At 42.0% G+C, this 18,917-nt stretch carries 20 protein-coding genes; 1 reads left to right on the forward strand and 19 read right to left on the reverse strand.

Features of this window, described 5'->3' with window-relative positions; genetic code table 11:
- Positions 1-78 precede the first annotated feature (78 nt).
- From NFS18_RS15065 to NFS18_RS15135, 14 genes are all read right to left on the reverse strand, one after another.
- Positions 79-744: a hypothetical protein gene (locus tag NFS18_RS15065; protein ID WP_251391749.1), complete on the reverse strand. Its 666-nt coding sequence runs from the start codon at positions 742-744 to the stop codon at positions 79-81.
- Between the two features lie 176 nt (positions 745-920).
- The gene (locus NFS18_RS15070; RefSeq protein WP_251391751.1) at positions 921-1,241 is read right to left on the reverse strand and encodes a PadR family transcriptional regulator; all 321 of its coding nucleotides are present in this window, start codon (positions 1,239-1,241) and stop codon (positions 921-923) included.
- A gap of 50 nt (positions 1,242-1,291) precedes the next feature.
- Entirely contained in the window at positions 1,292-2,632 is a 1,341-nt protein-coding gene (locus NFS18_RS15075) for a DUF2812 domain-containing protein (RefSeq protein WP_251391753.1), read from the reverse strand.
- Between the two features lie 148 nt (positions 2,633-2,780).
- A complete protein-coding gene (locus NFS18_RS15080; RefSeq protein ID WP_251391755.1) occupies positions 2,781-4,049 on the reverse strand; it encodes a DUF2812 domain-containing protein in 1,269 nt (422 codons plus the stop codon).
- 219 nt (positions 4,050-4,268) lie between these two features.
- Complete coding sequence (locus NFS18_RS15085) at positions 4,269-5,225, reverse strand: hypothetical protein (RefSeq protein WP_251391757.1); 957 nt, start codon at positions 5,223-5,225, stop codon at positions 4,269-4,271.
- 33 nt (positions 5,226-5,258) lie between these two features.
- A complete protein-coding gene (locus NFS18_RS15090) occupies positions 5,259-5,903 on the reverse strand; it encodes a DUF3887 domain-containing protein (RefSeq protein ID WP_251391759.1) in 645 nt (214 codons plus the stop codon).
- Position 5,904: 1 nt separating this feature from the next.
- Complete coding sequence (locus NFS18_RS15095; RefSeq protein WP_251391761.1) at positions 5,905-6,246, reverse strand: PadR family transcriptional regulator; 342 nt, start codon at positions 6,244-6,246, stop codon at positions 5,905-5,907.
- 81 nt (positions 6,247-6,327) lie between these two features.
- A complete protein-coding gene (locus NFS18_RS15100; protein WP_251391763.1) occupies positions 6,328-6,972 on the reverse strand; it encodes a helix-turn-helix domain-containing protein in 645 nt (214 codons plus the stop codon).
- Positions 6,953-7,624 (reverse strand): DUF3990 domain-containing protein, encoded by a 672-nt coding sequence (locus tag NFS18_RS15105; RefSeq protein WP_251391765.1) that lies wholly within the window; start codon positions 7,622-7,624, stop codon positions 6,953-6,955. Before NFS18_RS15105 ends, NFS18_RS15100 begins: the two co-directional genes overlap by 20 nt.
- Positions 7,625-8,171: 547 nt before the next feature.
- Positions 8,172-9,596: a uracil-xanthine permease family protein gene (locus tag NFS18_RS15115; RefSeq protein WP_251391767.1), complete on the reverse strand. Its 1,425-nt coding sequence runs from the start codon at positions 9,594-9,596 to the stop codon at positions 8,172-8,174.
- Positions 9,597-9,941: 345 nt separating this feature from the next.
- Positions 9,942-10,448 (reverse strand): xanthine dehydrogenase subunit XdhC, encoded by a 507-nt coding sequence (gene xdhC / locus NFS18_RS15120; protein ID WP_251391769.1) that lies wholly within the window; start codon positions 10,446-10,448, stop codon positions 9,942-9,944.
- Complete coding sequence (xdhB, locus tag NFS18_RS15125; protein WP_251391771.1) at positions 10,441-11,328, reverse strand: xanthine dehydrogenase subunit XdhB; 888 nt, start codon at positions 11,326-11,328, stop codon at positions 10,441-10,443. The genes xdhC and xdhB overlap by 8 nt, the downstream gene beginning before the upstream one ends.
- 30 nt (positions 11,329-11,358) lie before the next feature.
- Entirely contained in the window at positions 11,359-13,644 is a 2,286-nt protein-coding gene (gene xdhA / locus NFS18_RS15130; RefSeq protein ID WP_251391773.1) for a xanthine dehydrogenase subunit XdhA, read from the reverse strand.
- Between the two features lie 44 nt (positions 13,645-13,688).
- Positions 13,689-14,402 (reverse strand): Crp/Fnr family transcriptional regulator, encoded by a 714-nt coding sequence (locus tag NFS18_RS15135; RefSeq protein ID WP_251391774.1) that lies wholly within the window; start codon positions 14,400-14,402, stop codon positions 13,689-13,691.
- Positions 14,403-14,838: 436 nt separating this feature from the next.
- Between NFS18_RS15135 and NFS18_RS19810 the strand changes: the two genes are divergently transcribed.
- Entirely contained in the window at positions 14,839-14,940 is a 102-nt protein-coding gene (locus NFS18_RS19810; protein WP_334301868.1) for a helix-turn-helix transcriptional regulator, read from the forward strand.
- 17 nt (positions 14,941-14,957) lie between these two features.
- On the opposite strand, the gene NFS18_RS19975 is transcribed toward NFS18_RS19810, so the two are convergent.
- The 5 genes from NFS18_RS19975 to NFS18_RS15165 all read right to left on the reverse strand — a co-directional run bounded on the left by NFS18_RS19975 (position 14,958) and on the right by NFS18_RS15165 (position 18,827).
- Positions 14,958-15,125, reverse strand: a complete 168-nt coding sequence (locus NFS18_RS19975; protein WP_251391776.1) for a cysteine-rich KTR domain-containing protein — start codon at positions 15,123-15,125, stop codon at positions 14,958-14,960.
- A 17-nt stretch (positions 15,126-15,142) separates the two neighbouring features.
- Positions 15,143-15,541 carry a DUF4180 domain-containing protein gene (locus tag NFS18_RS15150; protein ID WP_251391786.1) on the reverse strand — a complete coding sequence of 133 codons (399 nt, stop codon included), beginning with the start codon at positions 15,539-15,541 and terminating at the stop codon, positions 15,143-15,145.
- 13 nt (positions 15,542-15,554) lie between these two features.
- Positions 15,555-16,133, reverse strand: a complete 579-nt coding sequence (locus tag NFS18_RS15155) for a TetR/AcrR family transcriptional regulator (protein WP_251391794.1) — start codon at positions 16,131-16,133, stop codon at positions 15,555-15,557.
- 132 nt (positions 16,134-16,265) lie between these two features.
- A complete protein-coding gene (locus tag NFS18_RS15160) occupies positions 16,266-18,422 on the reverse strand; it encodes an ASKHA domain-containing protein (protein WP_251391796.1) in 2,157 nt (718 codons plus the stop codon).
- Positions 18,423-18,488: 66 nt separating this feature from the next.
- Positions 18,489-18,827 carry a B12-binding domain-containing protein gene (locus tag NFS18_RS15165; RefSeq protein ID WP_331477717.1) on the reverse strand — a complete coding sequence of 113 codons (339 nt, stop codon included), beginning with the start codon at positions 18,825-18,827 and terminating at the stop codon, positions 18,489-18,491.
- Positions 18,828-18,917 lie beyond the last annotated feature (90 nt).

The raw sequence follows: 18,917 nt of genomic DNA on the forward strand, positions 1-18,917 counted from the left end.
GGTGAAAGGGCGGATTCTATTTTCCCATCACACATTTTTACGGAGTTTGCAGCAAGTGCAAACTCCTATGCTGAACTATTACGCACCCTCTGCCATCACTTTCCGCGAAATCAGATTTTCTTCCAACACCTGCAGATCTTCACTATTTATCTCATAATTTCCATCCTCTGTTCTCATAATATGAAGGGTTAATTCCCTGGCAGCACCGTATTTCATTCCTGCGTCCATTTCTTCTTTCAAAATCTCATAATATAACTTGTATACCTCTTCCTGAATCTCTTCATCTGTAGGCATTTCGTCCCCATTCATCACCCTTTCAGTAACGCTTTCGGCATACTCTTCTGCTTTTTTCTGAAAGCTCTGATAGGTATCGTCAAATAGTGTCACAGGCTCCACCGACACGTTCACAGTATAGCTGTCATCCTCCTCTTTCTTAGATTCCCCCACCGTATATTTCACCTGTTTCATAACCTGCTCAAAAAGACTTTTGTAATCGCCTTCCAGTTCCTCTGATAATTTTTCCGATTTGAACTCTTCCATCGTAGCATTCAGCCTTTTCTGAAAAAATGCTTCTGCATCTTCCTTTGTTGTCTCTGTTAATTCTATGTAACTCTCAGTCTGATTTTTATAAGATGCATCAAGTACAGCCTGCGTATAGACTCCTGCGTCAAATCTGCTGCATCCTCCAAACATCATACATACCATTGCCATAATCACCGCTGCTCTAAGTTTCTTGTTTCTCATACTACTGCTTTCTCCTTTACTTTCTCACTTTCTCAACTGCCTTCACAGGCTCTGCTATCACTCCACACCTGTTTACAGTCTTTGTTCTGCCCAAGACCAAATCTGATTTTGAGCTTGTACACCTTATCACTCTACCATAAAAAAAATGCAAAAAAAGAAGAAGCATGTCGCCTCTTCTATTTATTTTCTCCTGACCAAAACCGCCGTCCGTCTTCTACCATAACCTGAAGCCGTTCATATTCCTGCATCAGCATATGAAGTCCGGTATCCGTAATCAGATACCATTTCCTCCTCCCCTCTTCTGCAGTACGTTTGATAATCCCATTCTCCTCAAACCTGGAAAGCATAGCATACAATGTTCCTGGTCCAACTTTAACGCGTCCTGCAGACAATGTGTCAACCTTATCCATAATATCTACGCCACAGCATTCCTCTGTCAGAGCAAGGAGAATGTAATACATTGGCTCTGTTAATGTCTGAAATTGTTCTCTTGCCATCTGTTATCGCTATTCCTTCCCTATAATACATAGCATGCAACTATTTATTTCTATTTCTGCTCAAGTTTCTGTCGTATCTTCTGTACATTTTCCGCATCCAATTCTTCCATCGTCCAAATCACCAGAACACTTTGTGGGTATTTGACCTCATAACAATATTTTTCTATTCTGGTCTCACAACCATCTTTTTCTATATAAAACCTCGGCTGGGACACCCATGCCTCCTCTGCACCCCACAGTTTTGTACAATCTGTAAATGTTACATCTTCCCACTCGTCTTCTTCGTTCGGTTCCTGTCTCCAGACATTTCCCCATCCATCTCTTGTATTCCATAAACGATCAATAATCCCGCTATATTTACTCGTGTAGGCAGTATACTGTAACTCATCTGGATAAGATTCATCATCACCGTAACTGACATAATAATTATAACGTTTTCCGAGAAGACTTTCTGACTGTCTCCCTGTAATGAAAACTTCTCCATCCGCATCTTTGAAGTCTTCCAGTAAAAGCGGTACATTCTCTTGGGAAATAGAAACAGAGTCTTCATCTGTGTATATAAGCATCATACAAACCCAAATCATCAGCACTGCCATAAGAATCCATTCTGCCTGTACTCTCCGTTCGATAGAGGGACGAAAAAGTGCAGCCGCAATTCCCATTACTGTCATGAACAAAATCAGCACAAAAATCATTATTAAATCCTGTATTACTTCACGGTTGAATATCCCATACTCCATTAAACGTCCTGCAAAAGTACACAGCATAATAACACACATTGCCGCCCAAAAATTCAGTCCTATGCTTTTTCCATAAACCGGAACTTCTCCTCTTAAAATTAATTTCCTCCTGTTCCTTCTCCATATGACAGCTGCCGCTGCATCTATCACAAGCAATACCAGCATTCCCATACAGCCCATCATATACAAGAATGATGCCATCTGAAATCCCCAACCGGAAATATTACCATAAGTACCCCAGATATAGAACACCATGTTCAAAAACCATAATAATGGTGCATATAGCCTCACTCTTTCTGCCTTGCAGATATTCTCATATCGTTCTTCCGGCGCTGCTATCGGCACTGCATCTTTGCGAAGGGCTTTGAATATGCAGAACTTCCGACGTCCGTCCACCAATTCCCAGCCTGCTGCCCGGCAATATTCTGCAAACTCTTCCGCATCCTTTTCCGGTCTGCAGTCCCGTTCATTCCCCTTCGGGAATACTTCTACCGAATATTTTACGTCTTTCGGATCTCCCTTTTCAAATACAAATCCCAGCCGCCATTCCTTGAAATGCCACCCCTTTGCTGCCTGCTCCTCCAGATATTTCGCAAATGCATCACATTCCCGATATTTAAAAGAACAGAAACTACGTTTTCTTTCTCTCATCTTGTCTACCCCTTTCACCACATTTCTATATAATCTACTGTAATAATGGAATGACTCTTGGTTCTATCCTTATTTTGCTACTGTTCACAGTTTGCTGCTGTGAACAGCAACTTTATCTTACCATACTAAGAATCCAGACTGTTCCCTCTTACGGAAGCTCCAGCTGCTCCCTCATCACCGCAATATCTTCTTTATCCAATTCATGATTCATCTCTACATGAATCATCACAACATCTTTAGGATATTGTACATAATACCAGTACACACCGTCTGCTCCCGTTTGATATGCTTCTTTTGCATTCCACAATTCTTTACAATCTATCTGGGGTCCACGATATCGGTATATTTGTTTCCATAATTTGTCAATCACCCATTGATACGGACTATGGTATACTTCATAAACCAACGCATTTTCGACAGATCCAGCCACATTCCTATATGTGATGTCTCCATGATAAGCATCCCCAAATACACTCTTTATTTCCTCAAAGAATATTTCCGGCTCCCCTTGCATTTCCAGATAATCTGCTTGTAATAACGGAATATCTTTTGGCTCAGTCTCTATTTCCCTATCAAATATACCTGCTGTAAGCAATATCACAAATATGGATGCCAGACCAAACATTGTAAGTAATTGAAAAGTTTCATTTACCACTTCCAAAGGACGCCAGAGAGATATAATCACGGAAACTATTCCAAGTCCCCCGAACATGATAACTGCCCCCAAGATTACATATACATCTTGCTGCTGTACCCCTTTGTTCAGAGACACAAAGATCAATGCTACAAAAAACAAGAATTTCCCGGCTCTGCCAAACCAGCGGCTCTTTCCATAAGTAACGATTCCTCCGCTTGACAACCGGCGCTTTTGCTTACGCTTCCATCTTGCCAGATAAACTGCTTCGCAGATACTGGAAGCCGCCAAAAGTAACATTATCAATATCAACGCCAATATCGTATTATCAAATATCCAATGTTCAAAATTAAACTTCCAGAATTCAAACAGATAAAGTAACGTAAGCCCTATTGCCACCAATGAACTGCCTCTCCACCGTTCCTTCTCCGCCTTGCTGATATTCTCCAGTCTCTCTTCCGGTTCCACGATCGGCACTGCCTCTTCCCACTCTCTTTTGAAAATGCAGACCTTTCCATGCGAATCCAACAATTTCCATCCGGCAGCGGCACAATATTCTGCATATTCTTGTGTAAGCTCTCCCGGCTTCATATCCATCTCTGATCCCTTCGGAAATATCTCGACAGAATACGTCACATTCCCCGGCTCTCCCTTTTCAAAAACAAGACCGAACCGCCATTCTTTGAAATGCCACCCCTTTGCCGCCTGCCTCTCCAGATACTTTGCAAAGGCATCACATTCCCGATACTGAAAATTTGGAAACATTCTCTTTGTCTTCCTCATACCGCCGCCCCCTTCTCTTAGAAAATTGCAGATGATTGTATATCGAGTATCGATATTTCTATTTTTATTATAATATCGACACTCGATATTGTCAATATAAATTTACAGCGCCTATTTATAACATAAACATCACAGGTTACTGTTCACAGCCTACTTCTGTGCACAGTAGCCATCTCAATTCAGCCTATTGGCTGCTCTGTTACGTCATACAATCTTTCATTAATCCTGTTTTGTTATAATCTCATACCACGCTTCGGTTTCTCCCGGTTCTTTGCTGTTCAAATATACAGTTTCATCTTCCAGCTCAATTTTCAAAATCGGCGTATATTCACTGAATAAGAACAGCATCGTCTTACCAGACTCACTCCCCTTAAAATGTCCGATACGATATTTATTGGAGCTGCCTCCGTTTTTCCTGCTGAACCGCTCTTCCGGCATAGAAGTGAGCAATTCCACATGTTCCACTTCTGAAATGTCAAACTCTATATCATAACCGCCGCCTTCAATATGAATCTGTTCTCCTGTTCTTTCCAGCGATATATCCAGATGAACAAGCGGAATGAACAGATAAATGCACCAGACGATCACTATCACAGTAACTGAAAGAAGTCCGAAAACGATAGCTTTTGCCGCTGGTCTAGCCATATTAAATTCCATATTAGCATTGCAAAACTTATTTTCAATCAACATACGTTTATCCGTCGGATTACTGTAACATCCACTCAGCCAGTACACATCTTCATCTATATATTCTGTGATCTGCTGTCCTTCTTTATCTGTCCGCACACGCAATTTCTTCGTCCGCTCATCGTACCAGTTGTTTTTGGTTTTCAGACGGTACATCTCCCTGTAAATCAGGACAATCAGTACATAGCATCCGATGATATAAATTGTCAGCCACACAAGCCACATGATCACCATAATCTCTGTTGACCAGAATCCCGGTAAGCCAATTCCAATGCCCAGTATTAGATTAACACTATGATACCACTTCCATCTTTTGACGCTTTTTGCACAAATTGTCTGAACGTCTTCACAGCAGACTGCCCACGCCGGAATATGCACTCCGAGGATCATACCATTTCTATACTGATTATCGATATGATATGCATAACGGCAGATCAGAACGGATAACAAATTACAAAACACGATAATCACAAACATCAGCCAGTCCATATCTCACCGTCCCTTTACTTACACATTACACACTTATTTCATATATAAACCAGTCAGCTTCAGATCTTCATCAAAACTGATCGTATAGGTCACACTTGTATTCTCATAGGCGGCTGTCATCTGTGCCACGGCTGAATGAATTCCTCTCTGTGTTGACTCGATCAGATAGACAGAACCATAATTCAGAAATTCACCCCAGTCTTCTGCCTGATTATCCCTTGCCGCTTCCATCTCTTCTTCATTGATCAATCCTGCCAGTTTACTATCAGCCATTGCACGCAGCCCGTCATAATCTCCGGCATCCAGCAGCTCAACCACCTCTTCTGCCTGTTTCTGTACAGCAGTTTCATCAAACCTCTTGCTATCCTTCAGCCATGTATTCTTAGGAATCATCCACCAAAAAAGCGCTGCCATTACGACAAGCAAGACCAGAATATCAATCATCCTTCTTATCCGTCTCTCTTTACGGAATACTTTCAGCTCATCTTCCGAAAAGCTCTGGTTGAAACTTTTTGCGATTTCTTCTGCTTTGCCTATTCTGGCAATGATGTCTTCTTCCTTTTCCCCGGCTGCGATCGCCGCGTCAATATCTGTGGAAAGTTCTTTCTTAATCTCTTCTCTGCGCTTTTTTCCGCAAGTCAATAATTTCCCTATCTTTTTAACAAATTTCTCTTTCATACTAGTCCTCCATGACTTTGTCCACACTTACACAAATCTCTTTCCACAAGGTTTTGATGTCAACAAGCGATGCTCTTCCCTCTTCCGTAATCGCATAATACTTTCTCGGTACTCGTCTCCCTTGTGTTTCACTCCACCGGCTCTCTACCAGTCTGTCATCCTCCAGACGATAAAGGATCGGGTACAACGTTCCCTCCTTTAAAATAAAACGCTGTCCACTGCGTTCACTCAGCTCACTGATGATCTGATACCCGTACATCTCCTGCTTCGATAACAACTCCAAAACCAGCATATCCAAAACACCTTTCTTCATTTGGCTTTCATACTTCTCGTTCAGTCTCATCACCCCGTTTTTGCAGATATACTTATTGTTATTATATACTTTGTATTACTAAATATATAATAACACCATCATACTTTACAGTCAATATATCCGCTCATATAAATCCTTTGGTTCACACATCAACACTTCTGCAAGATCAATCACATATTTGGCTGACGCTTTGTTAATATTCTTCTGCCTCTGCTCATACTGCTGAATCGTACGCAATGGGATGCCTGTCTGTTCTGCCAGTTCTCTCTGTGTCAATCCAACTGCGATCCTTCTCTGTTTTAAATTTGTATCTCTTTTTTTCACTTTATATATCTCATTTACCTGCTCTACAAAATGCCGAATATCCATTTCATGATAAGGCTCGTATAAGCTTAAAAGTTCCTTTATATTCAAATACTTTTCAATATCTGAAAAAGATAAATTCATTTTCCATTGATAATACGCCAGCGCCCAGCCCAACCAATACTCTCTGCTGCGGTTGTATGTGAATCTAGGTATAACTTCAATCACATGCGAATTTGTCTCTTCTGTAACAATATAAGCTAACTCAATTCCAGAACGTCCTGCAACGATAGAGGACTCTCCCCGTTCAAATCGCCTTGCAGTCTCAGAATTGGCAAACAGTTGAAAGAACTCATCTAAATCATATTTCAAATCATACACCGCAAAATCAAACATCCTTGCCAATGCTGTCCTCGCCTTCTCCAAATACAGTTCATCGTAAGCGCAAATCATCTGCCATCATCTCCTCATCCAAAATCTGTGTAATATAAATATCACCTCTCTGTCGCTTATTCCTTTCTTTATCAAAGTATTCCCGCCTTGCTGCCTTATCCCTCATTTCTTTTTTTACAAACCATTCCTCATAATCAGCAAGCTCATATCTTTCAAATCTAATATGATCAAATGCCCTCTTGCTTTTTAACACTACCTGCTGCCCAAGTCTGCCCGGATACATCGCACGATTCAATTGCCGATACGAAATTGTACCATTAATAAAATCCTGCGCGAATGAAAAATAGCTGTCATCTGCCCGATATCCTTTTATCAAATCATATGTCTTATATTCTGGCAAAAAATGTTCCATAATGTATTGCTTCGCTTCTGCCGCCAAAGCAGATGGCACATCGAATGTTCTGTTTTCCAGCAATATTGCAAGCCAGTTTAAAATACAATATTCTGTGGTATTCAAATTAAGGACTGTTAATCCCTGTTCATTAAGTTCATAGCAATTGGCATACCCGCTGTTTGTTCTTCCGACAGCCCATTCCTTTGCCATACTTAATTCTTCTGTGCAATAAAATCCCGAACCATAGTCATTATAAGATTTTCCCTTTCCATACTCCGGAAATTTTATAAGATGAGTTGAACCATGATACACCTTCATATCTATCCCCCTTTTATATGTATAATACTCCCGCAGGAGTATAGTTGTCAATTTTATTCCGTAAACATGTAGTCAAAAGACTGAACTGTGGTTACTGTTCACACGGCATCTTGCACTATGCTGCAAGATGTCCGGCCAATAAAGTGATGAAAGTGATATATCCAGCCCCTCGCCAAAGGCGGCTCAAAATGGGCTGGATACTGTTACTGGAGCACCCGTAGGATGTGAACGGAAAAAATAGTGGTCTTGAGTGCGGTTTTTGATGTTACAACTGATTATTTGCTAAAATCATCAGAAATAGATGATTTATCAGTAAAAACAGAAATGCTAGAAAAACAGCAGCAAATCCCCCGGTCTTTTTTGCAGGCTTTCTTATTGCTACTGCTATTGTAATCTTTATATGCGTAAAGAAAAATAACAAAAAACAATAAGGGAGCGTTCATTATTTATATTGTGATGAGAAGAACAGGCAGAGGGGCTTATTCCTCTGCCTGTTCTTTCTAAATATGACCCATACAATTATGAGATATCGCCATTAAAAATTATTTTATTTGTCTAAAACCTTTTCGCTCTTATCCTTCGGAAGCAGCAAGCTTAACAATAAAGATACTACAAACACGCCTGCTACTGCATTTCCGTTAAAGATATCACCTACAGCCTGTGGGAATGCTGCGAAAAAGTTTCCCGATGTCTGTGTTAAACCAACACCCACACAAAATGCCAGAGACACGATAATCATCGTTCTGTCATTAAACTCGCACTCTTTCAGCATCTTCACGCCTTCATACATGATAGAACCGAACATCATAACCGTACATCCGCCCAGAACTGCCTGCGGCAGTGAATTAAAAAATGCTCCCAGCGGTGGGAATAAGGATGCCAGAATCATGATCAGCGCTCCCATCAGAATTGTAAAGCGGTTAATCACACCTGTCATTGTTACAAGTCCTACATTCTGACTAAAAGAAGTCAGCGGCAGACATCCGAAACATCCTGAAATTGCACTGGAGAACCCATCAACTGCCAGAGAACCCTGAAGCTCTTCCATTTTGATGTCTCTGTCCAATGTTCCCATACAGACTGCCGTTGTTGCACCTGTCGTCTCTGCCGCAGATACGAGGAACACGATAGCAATGGTAAAGAATGCCCCGATATCAAAGACCGGCATATGTCCGGTAAAGAACACCGGTTTTGGAAGACTTAAATATCCAACTTCACCGATTGTTTTTGTAATCCCGGAAAAATCAATCATAGGCGCAATGCCTGCTGCTGTAAAAACAGCGGACAGGATATACCCGGCAACCAATCCGACAAGAATATTTAAGTTCTTGTATACACCTTTCAGCCAGTACCTGGAAACAAGACATACTACCAGCGTAAATCCGCCAATGAATAAATGATACCATGCACCAAAACTTTCTGCTCCGGTTCCTCCACCCCAGGAATCCATTCCTACAGGGAGAAGGGAGAGTCCGATCGCGATCACAACGCAGGCTGATACAACCGGTGTCAGAAAGCGCTTCCAGTACTTCGCACTCAATCCCACAACACCTTCAAAAATACCGCCAAGGATTATCGCGCCCACCATTCCTTCATATCCCAGATCTGGATTCGTGCAGATCATCAAAAGACTTCCCAAAAACGTAAAACTGACGCCCATTACGATGGGCAGCTTTGAACCTATTTTCCATACCGGATAAAGCTGCAGGCAGGTTCCGATTCCCGCAACAAACATGGCGCACTGCAGAAGACGTGTAATCTCCACTGCCGTCAGATGTTCTCCCGTCCCACGCACAATCGCCGCTCCGCATACAATCAAAACGGGAGCCAGATTCGCTACAAACATTGCAAGTACATGCTGTAATCCAAACGGAATCGCTTTTCCCAGCGGCACACGGCCGTTCAGTCTATAAATATTATCCGCGCTTACAGGAGCTACCATCGCTTCTTTATTAATACTTTGATTCTCCATACCTTTTCCCTTCCTTATTTTTATAAGTGTGTTTTTCGTTAACATCTTTTCAGAACAAAGCTGACAAGTCCTCCTCAAATTCCCTACATCCCTCAATCTTTGGGGGACTTGCTCCGCTTTGCCGCGCCGATGTGCAGCTGCCATAGCAGCCTTCCTCTGCACATCGTGTGCATCCCGCGGAGCGTTTTATTGTATAGGAAACAGGAAGTTTCCTATACAATAAAAAAGAGTACAAAAAACACAGAGGAGCACATTCTCCCTTTTTAGATATGTTCCTCTGTGTTTTCATCATAATAGTACTGTAGCATTGCTCAAAAATACATTACATTTTCCCAATGTAAAAGCTTAAACTAAATCTGCTTCTGCATCCTTCCCAAGACGCCTTAACATAGTCTTTTTCACTGCCCGGAAAATGTTCTCATATCCTGTACATCTGCACAAATGCCCTGACAATAACTTTCGGATTTCATCATCTGAGAATTCCCGTTTTGCCTCCAAGATTTCTACTGCACTCATGATAAATCCCGGACTGCAGAATCCGCACTGTACTGCCGCCTCATCAATAAATGCCTGCTGGATATCGGAGATCTCGCCGTTTGGTCCTGCCAGACCTTCCAGTGTAAGAATCTCTTTTCCCTCTGCCCATACTGCAAGATAAATACAGGAATTAAAGCATTCCCCGTCAATAATGACATTACACGCTCCACATTCTCCAACCTCACAGCCTTTTTTCACACTTGTAAGACGGTAATCGTCTCGCAGCATATCTGTCAGAGATGCACGGACATCTACCATTTTCTCTACTTTTTTTCCGTTGATGATACAGCTCACTAATTTATACTGATTACTCATCTACTTCACCTCCCGCAAGACGAATGGACTCTTTCAGCGCCCGTTCTGCCAAAACAACTGCAATATGCTGACGGAATGCTTTGGATGCTCTCCAGCTGTCACGCGGATTGATATCTTCCAAAACCGCCTTTGCAAACACTTTTACAGTTTCTTTGCTCACCGGTTTCCCCTTTGCGGTCTCCTCTGCAGATGGTGCACGCATTGGAACGGGTCCCGCCACGCCATACGCAATACGGACATCTTCTATCGTCTTCTTATCTTCTGATAATTTTACATTCACAGAGCAGCCTGTCGTTGCAATATCCATCGCATTTCTCATCGCATACTTGATATAGTGTCCTTTATATCCCTCATAAGACTTTTTCGGGATGATGATAGCTGTCTGTATCTCTCCCGGTTTCAAATCTACAACACCGGCTTTGATATAAAATTCATGAATCGGAATCCGTCTTACCCCCTCCGGTCCGGTAATCTCCACAACCGCATCCCACGCGTGGAGGGTCGATGCAGAATCTGCGCTGGTCACACCGTTGCAAGTATTTCCTCCAATTGTTCCGATATTACGGATCTGTGGACCGCCGACCATATCCACTGCTTCGCCGAGCACATTGATGTGTTCTTTAATAATCGGATCTTTTGTAATATGAGAAAAGCTTGTGAGAGAACCGATACGAATCGCTCCATCCTCTTCGTAGCTGATTCCACGCATCTCGTCAATCATATATATACTTATAAGTTCTTTTCCTGCACGTTTCCCCTCACGCATCTGCACAAGCACGTCACTGCCTCCTGCAATGATCTGTGCTTCCGGATGTTCAATGAGAAGCTGAATTGCATGCTGTACGCTTTCAGCCTCATAAAGTGCTTTCATATCATACATAGTCTGAACCTCCTAACAAAATCTTCTGACTTAAAACAGCCCTTCTTCTACAAATCTCTTAAACAGGTTGTGTGGATTTACCGGTGCCTCGTTCACACCTACTCCAGTCGCCTGATAAACAGCATTTCGGATTGCCGGAGCTACAGAGCATGCCGGCGGCTCGCCAAGCGCCTTCGTTCCAAATGCACTGGTCGGTTCCTCATTTTCCACAAACACTGCTTTCAGTCTCGGGTGATCCATAAATGTTGACAGTTTATAATCCAACAGGTTATTATTCAGCGCACGTCCTGTTTTCTCATCAAAAATCAGTTTCTCAGACAGTCCGTATCCGATTCCCATACTCATACCGCCGTGTACCTGTGCTTCAGCCAATGCCGGATTAATCAGCTTGCCTGCGTCGTGTGCGTTGACAATATCCAGTAGCTTTACCTTGCACATCGGAATGTCTACTTCTACCTCGGCAATGGTGCATCCAAATGAATATGCATTGGATTTAATCTGTGCCGTACTCTCTGCTGTCAGATGCTTACTGTTTGTCAGACTATATAATGCCTCTGTTGCCAGTTCGCCAAGCGTCATCATAACCCTGTTATCAGTCACACGGACAATTTCCCCATCAATGATATCCAGGTTGTATGACGGCATTCTGGTCAGCTCATGTGCATATTCCAGAATTCGCTCTTTCAAAAGCAGTCCTGTCTGGCGAATGGAAAATCCTGCTGTATATGTCTGTCTTGACGCATATGCTCCTGTACCGAATGGTGTAACATCTGTATCCTGACAAGATACCACATGTACCTTATCCATCGGAACACCGATCACATCTGCTGCCATCTGCGCATATGCCGTGTCCGCTCCCTGTCCAATCTCGGTTTCGCCAACCTGCACCTGTAAGGAGCCATCCTGATTCAGAACCATACGGCATGAGGATGTCTCTAAGGAAATCGGCCATACCGCCGTATTGTACCAGAATACAGATACTCCGATTCCCCGGCGGATATCTCCAGTCTGATTCTGGTATTCTTTATATTTTCTTTCATAATCAATCTCTGCCATTGCCTTATCCAGACATTGATTGAATGTATCGTAATACATTTCATTCTTTGAAAATGGATCTGTATAGCCCACCGGCATAAGATTCTGACGGCGGAACTCGATCGGATCCATTCCCATCTTTGCCGCCACCTCTTCGGTATGGCTTTCTACTGCCCACATTGCCTGCGGAATTCCATATCCTCTCATGGCGCCGGCAACAGATTTATTTGTAAACACTGTATATGCATCTACCTCTACATTGTCGCATGGATAGAGCTGCGGGAATGCGCCTGCTCCCTTTGCTACAATACTGTGACCGTGAGATGCATATGCTCCCTGATCAGAAAATGCTTCCAGCTTGCGGGCCGCAAATGTTCCATCCGGACGCACCCAGGAAATGATATGGCTGCGGATAGAATGTCTTGTACGATTGGAAACAAACGTATCTTCTCTCGGTACATCCAGCTTCACCAGATGTCCGCCGACCTGCATACAAAGCCATGCACAAAGAGGTTCATACAGAACATCCTGTTTATTTCCAAATCCTCCGCCGATATATGGCTTGATGATACGGACTCTGCCCCAGTCGATCCCAAGTGCCTGCCCTACGACACGGCGTACGATATGCGGAATCTGTGTAGATGCAGTAATTGTAATGCGGTCGCCTTCCATCTCCGCAGTGCAGATAAAGTTCTCAATATGACAATGCTGTACAACCGGCGTCTCATACCAGCCTTCTACCTTTGTCAGCCCCGGCTCTTTAATTGCCTCAGCATAGTTTCCTTTATTGATTGTCGTATGTTTTAAAATATTATTCGGATAATCCTTATGTAACTGCGGAGCGCCGTCCTTCATTGCCTCCTGTACATCCAGAACAAATGGATACTCTTCATACTCTACCTTGATCGCCCGCAGTGCCTGTGCCGCTGCCACTTCGTCCTCTGCAACAACTGCTGCGATATCATCACCGTAGAACTTCACCTCATCCGTCAGAAGCAGTCTGTCTGCTACATCCTGATGACTTGGGTCTGTAGACCACGGATGACCTGCGGTTGGGAAATAATGCTTCTCCTCCAGGTCAAAACATGTCAGCACCTTGATTACTCCCGGAATCTTTTCGGCCTCAGATGTATAAATTGATACAACTTTTCCATGTGCGATCGTAGAATGCAGTATCTGTGCAATATATGCTCCCTTATCACACAGGTCATCGGTATACTTTGTGCGCCCGATTGCTTTGTCATAGGCGTCTACACGTGTTACTTTTTTTCCTACATACATCGTTTCTTCCTCCCTTTCATTTCTTCGCAGTCTCTTATGCCTCACTATATCTCACCATAAATATGCTGGTCGATATACTCTTTCATCTTGAAATATCCATCTGCTGTAATTGTGATCTTTCCTTTGTTCATCTGTATGAATCCTAGTTCTTCCAAAATTTTAATATTCCGGTTCAATGTTTTTACAGAAAATCCGATTTCCTCAGAAAGATGAACTCTATTCTGATTCAGATTCAGATCAACAGGCTTCATCCCCTGCCTTCTCTGTTCGTATTTTCGTACTAAATACAAGACCAGGCGCTCTTTTGCTTCCAGAAACAAATAACGTCTCGCGTCTGTTGTCTGCGTGATAAGCCTTCTCATATTAACCTTTGTACGTGAGTAAAGCGCCTCTGCATCACTTCGGATCCATTCCATATAATACGGCGCCGGAATGACAAGTACCCGGCACTTTGTCACAGTCACAACACTGATCCTGTAATTAACCAGATCTGCAAAGCATTCAATCTCTCCGAAAAAATCACCCGGACCGAAGTCTTTAAAGGAATAAGCCCGTTCATTGATCGGCCAGTCAATTCCGGTTACCTTTCCTGATAAAATAATGTAGATATTACTGCATCGTTCCCCGGCTTTGATCAATGCCGTATCTGCATGCACCTCGTTAAGTGTCATGTAATATTTAACTTCTTCTGTACAGTTCTGAAACAGAAGATTCATATAGTTCCGCGTTTTTTCAGGTAATTCATTGAATACATCCATGAAACAGCCACCTCTGCTATTGTACAGCCAACCTTACAGTGATTTCCTCTTTTTCTTATTATCTTCCTAAAAGGCATCGATTGAAAGGACAAATGTCCTTTTTTATTAATTATATCAATTTATGGCAGAATCAACAACTTTCTATAAATATATATGCTATTTCCAACATTTGTTTGTATAATTTTACCAAAATTGTTTCGGCGTCACTTAAAATACAACCTTTCATGCATTCCTTTATATCTTTAGGATAAGTGTTCTTCATAGAAACTGATACCCCTAACTTAACAGCTTTTGTATTTCACTATATCACAAATCCAAAATTAATTGTAGTAGCTATAAACGCTTTATAGCTTACTTTTTATTGTCGCTCAATTATACCGGCATCCCACAATGACGATGGCTACGAAATAAAACATTTTCATACCTTTATTTTTCCATGTTGAGAAAACAGGCGAAATTGGCACGAAAAAGATGTGGTTTATCACAGGAGGATGTTGCTGAAAAGTTGGGTGTAAGCAGACAGACAATCTCCAATTAGTATTAAGAGGCATTTTATTACACACATGGAATAGCAAGGAACAGCAATAATCTTAATTTAAAGGAAAGGACTACATGACAACTAAAACAAAAATTAAAATTTCGGATCTGCTCCTTTCGCATCTTGTCCCGCGTCTTACCTCCGCAAACAAAACATCTTATCCATTCGGCTGTACCTTTATCCATACATTACCTCCTGCAAATCAGTGTTCATAACTATCTCCTTTTTTGTTCTTTGCACATCCAGTGAGTTTGTCAACCGCAAGGGAAGCGGTAGGCTGAAAGTAAATATCCTTTCCTTTATTGCTCTCATATATAAAATCTCTTAGTGGCTTGCTGGTGTATTTTGAAAAATCGCCGTATATAGCAAACCTCACACCATAGTTAATGAATTTCTGTAATATTTCTCCTGCCAGACAAGTACTCAAGACAAAGAAATCGTTTACAATAGCTTCCTTGTTTACGGCAATATTTGTGCAGTCCGTTTCATATTTTATTGTCATAATCAAGTCTAATGCCGACTGGACATCTGTAATCAACAGTTCATCACTGCTCACAACTGCAACCTCTGTATTATTTTTCTTAATAACTTCTGTTTTCATTTTCTACCTCCTGCTATTCATACAAACTATCAATCAAATGGTCAACCATAAAATCAAAGGTTTCTACGTGTTTGTGTGGAAGAATATCTTTATTTTTAATATTCGTAATTAAAGAATAAATAACTGACATCGCTAAACCCGCGTCAACCTTGAATTTCAAATACGGCTGGCTAAAAAAAAGTTGTTGGCTCATATGATTGGATTCCTCAATTTTTTTTGCCTGTTCCTCTGATAACTTGTTCATCAAAATTGTAAAGTCCGTACTGTCCGAATTGTATAAAAAATTGTTTTTATCATATTCCCGATAAATAAGCTTTAAAGCTTCAGCAACACCATACTTATTTTTGTGTTTATCGATTACCTCCAACGCCACATTGCAGATTTGCTCTTGCACGGAACACAACACCTCACAAAAGAGAGCCTCTTTCGATTCAAAGAAAAGATAAAACGCCCCTTTTGAGATTCCTACCTGTTTGCAAAGGTCATCGACACTTGTTTTCTTATAGCCATACTGTGTCCAACTCTGCTTACAGGCTTCCTGCAAACTTCTTTTGATGTTTTCTTTTTCTCGTTCTGTAAAACTTCTTGCCATATAGTTTTCTCCTTTCTATGACTTAAAAAACTTTATTGGTCATAGATATAATACACCCTTTACAAGTAAACTTCAAGAAATATTTTCAAAATACGCTATCGCATGATTAAATGTTTCATACCAGTCACACTATCACTCAAAATACATATATTCCATATAAAATTTATTAAAATCTTTATCGCCGGGCAAATTAACTTCCGTGGATAATTCTGCGATATGTCCAACCCGTTCCTCCGCTTCCTTGTCCGTCAGATAACGCACCGCACCTTTTAAACAGCTGTTGCCTATGGCTTCGATTTTATCTTTGCATCCCCCCGGCAGCAGCCCGATTCCGATCGCCTTGACGATATCCATCTTATACCCGAAACCTCCGGCAATATAAATCTTATCAATTTCCTCATAGGTCACCCCATATTTCAGTAAGAGTGTTTCTAATCCCGACCGTACCGCTGATTTGGCAAGCTGGATTTCACGCACGTCTTTCTGGTAGAATGCAATACCTTCTGTCAGCGGAAAACCCTCTTCAAAATAGACTTCCTCCAGCAGTCCTGTCTCATCTACAAGCTCTGCCTTCACCAGTTCATAAGTCGTATCGATCACACCTGTTCCGCAGATTCCAACCGGTTCTTTATCCCCGATTGTTTTAAGTACTGCTTTTCCATCTTCAATCACCACATTGCAGACAGCCCCCGGAATACTTCCTGTACCATGGATAATATTTCCACCCTCAAATGCCGGTCCCGCAGCAGCAGACGTCACCATAATCTTATCCTTACACCCGACCGCCATCTCTCCGTTTGTTCCCAAATCCACAAGTACAGATATCTGCTCCTTGCGATCGAAATCGCAGGCATACAGTCCCGCCGTGATATCTCCGCCTACATAGGTTGAAATTCCCGGAAATACAGTTACTTCAAAGGAATATTCTCTGGAACCAAATAATTCCTCATATCCGATATGAATGGTATCAATATTCACCGGGATAAACGGGAATACCCCCAGTGTTTCACAGGAATATCCCATCAGCAGATGCACCATTGTTGTGTTAGCGCCAATGACCATCTTCTCGGGTACGATCTCTTTTCCTTCCAACAATGCATAAATACCTTTTTCCAGTTCCCCAAGAATACACTGTCTCAGTTCATTTCCCTTACCGTTATTGGATGCTTCAATTCTGCTGATCACATCAGCACCATAAGCTCTCTGGCGATTGATCGCAGTAAATACATCTATGACCTCTTTCTTATCCAAATCAACCAGCTGCATGGCGATCGTTGTTGTTCCAATATCTACCGCGACCGCATATCTACCGTCTTTTGTTACTTCAAATGTCTGCGTGTCCTTTTCATAATCAGTCACAACCAGAAATTCATCTTCCTGATTAAAGTCCAACGAAATCGTGCATTTTCCTTTTGGAAATGCCTTGCATGCAAGCCGGTATCCCTTATCTAATTCCTCTTTCGAGAAGAACCTCTCATCTTCTTTTGACAGTTGTATCTCACCTTCCAGAACCTGAATCTTGCACTTACCGCAGGTTCCTTTTCCCGCACAGACAGCGCTCAGATAAATCCCCTGTGTATGCAGCGTCTTCATCAGGGACAGATCTTCCTGTCCCTGAATAACAAGTTCTTCGCCGCCCTTTTTTACGACGATCGGAAAACGATGCACATTCCTCAGCTTACAATCTACCCTCCGGCATCGGCTGCAGTCATGCTCCAGAATGTAATCACTGGAGGATTCATCCAGAAGATAAATCTGGCAGGAAGATTTGACCGGATTCAGCATCATACTTTCCATAATTCCGATTCCCGCCTCTTCTTTTGCATGTGTTACCTCCCATGCAGTCCGCTGAATCTTCATTGAAATATCCTGAGGAGCTTCCAGTCTGTTTGACACCCCGCACCCTTTTTCCTTACACATGCGCACGATTTCTTCCTGTACAGCCTTGTCTATCTGGAACAGATAGTCATCTGCCATTGCGTCTGCAAGCATCCCCCCCAGATAATTACCTTCTTCAAAAAGCCGCGCAGACCATCTTCCCATATCCGGTCCGATAGAATTGATATTATATAATGCTTCTGTCACACCTTCTCTGTACCGACTCAGGTCATATCCTTCCGTACTGCCAAATTCCAACAATGCCACCGGCTTGATTCGTTTGTATGCACCCTCCAGCATCCCCTCATATTCATCAAGCACCGCTTCATAAACAGGACTTGTCGGGTAACAGTCTATAAGCATAAGTACATTTTCTCTATTTATCTGAATATCAAACCCTGTAATCTTCATCGTATAATTTCCCTCCTAAACAAGTACTAAAACCGGCTGCGTTTTCACCTGCATTCTTTCTTTATTTTACAATAAAACAAACAGGAACGAAAGCATTTGTAACATCATAACAACCAGATTCTTACCGATATCATGCAAATCCCCCTGTATAGTTCTGATAACAGCTTTTCCCACCGGCTCATTTCCGACTTCAACCAATTTCGGCTCCAGCACTGTAAGTCCTGCATTCATTGCTCTTGCAACAACAAGCACTTCAGATACAAAAACTTCGATATTTTTAAACTTTGCTCCGATGATCATCATTCTTGATAATAAACCTTCTTCCGGCTTCCGAACAACTGCAATCACCCGGCTTTGTCTTATCTCCGCATACGGTATAGATATCTCTGACAATACTTTTCCCATAAATTCTTCATCTGTCCATGAAGATACAGAAGCCTTCTTTAAGTTCGGATATGTCATGAACCTGAAGATGGAGAAGGCAAATATCTTTTT

Origin of the sequence: Mediterraneibacter agrestimuris, assembly GCF_943193195.1 — a bacterium.
Classification (GTDB): Bacteria; Bacillota; Clostridia; order Lachnospirales; family Lachnospiraceae; genus Schaedlerella; species Schaedlerella agrestimuris.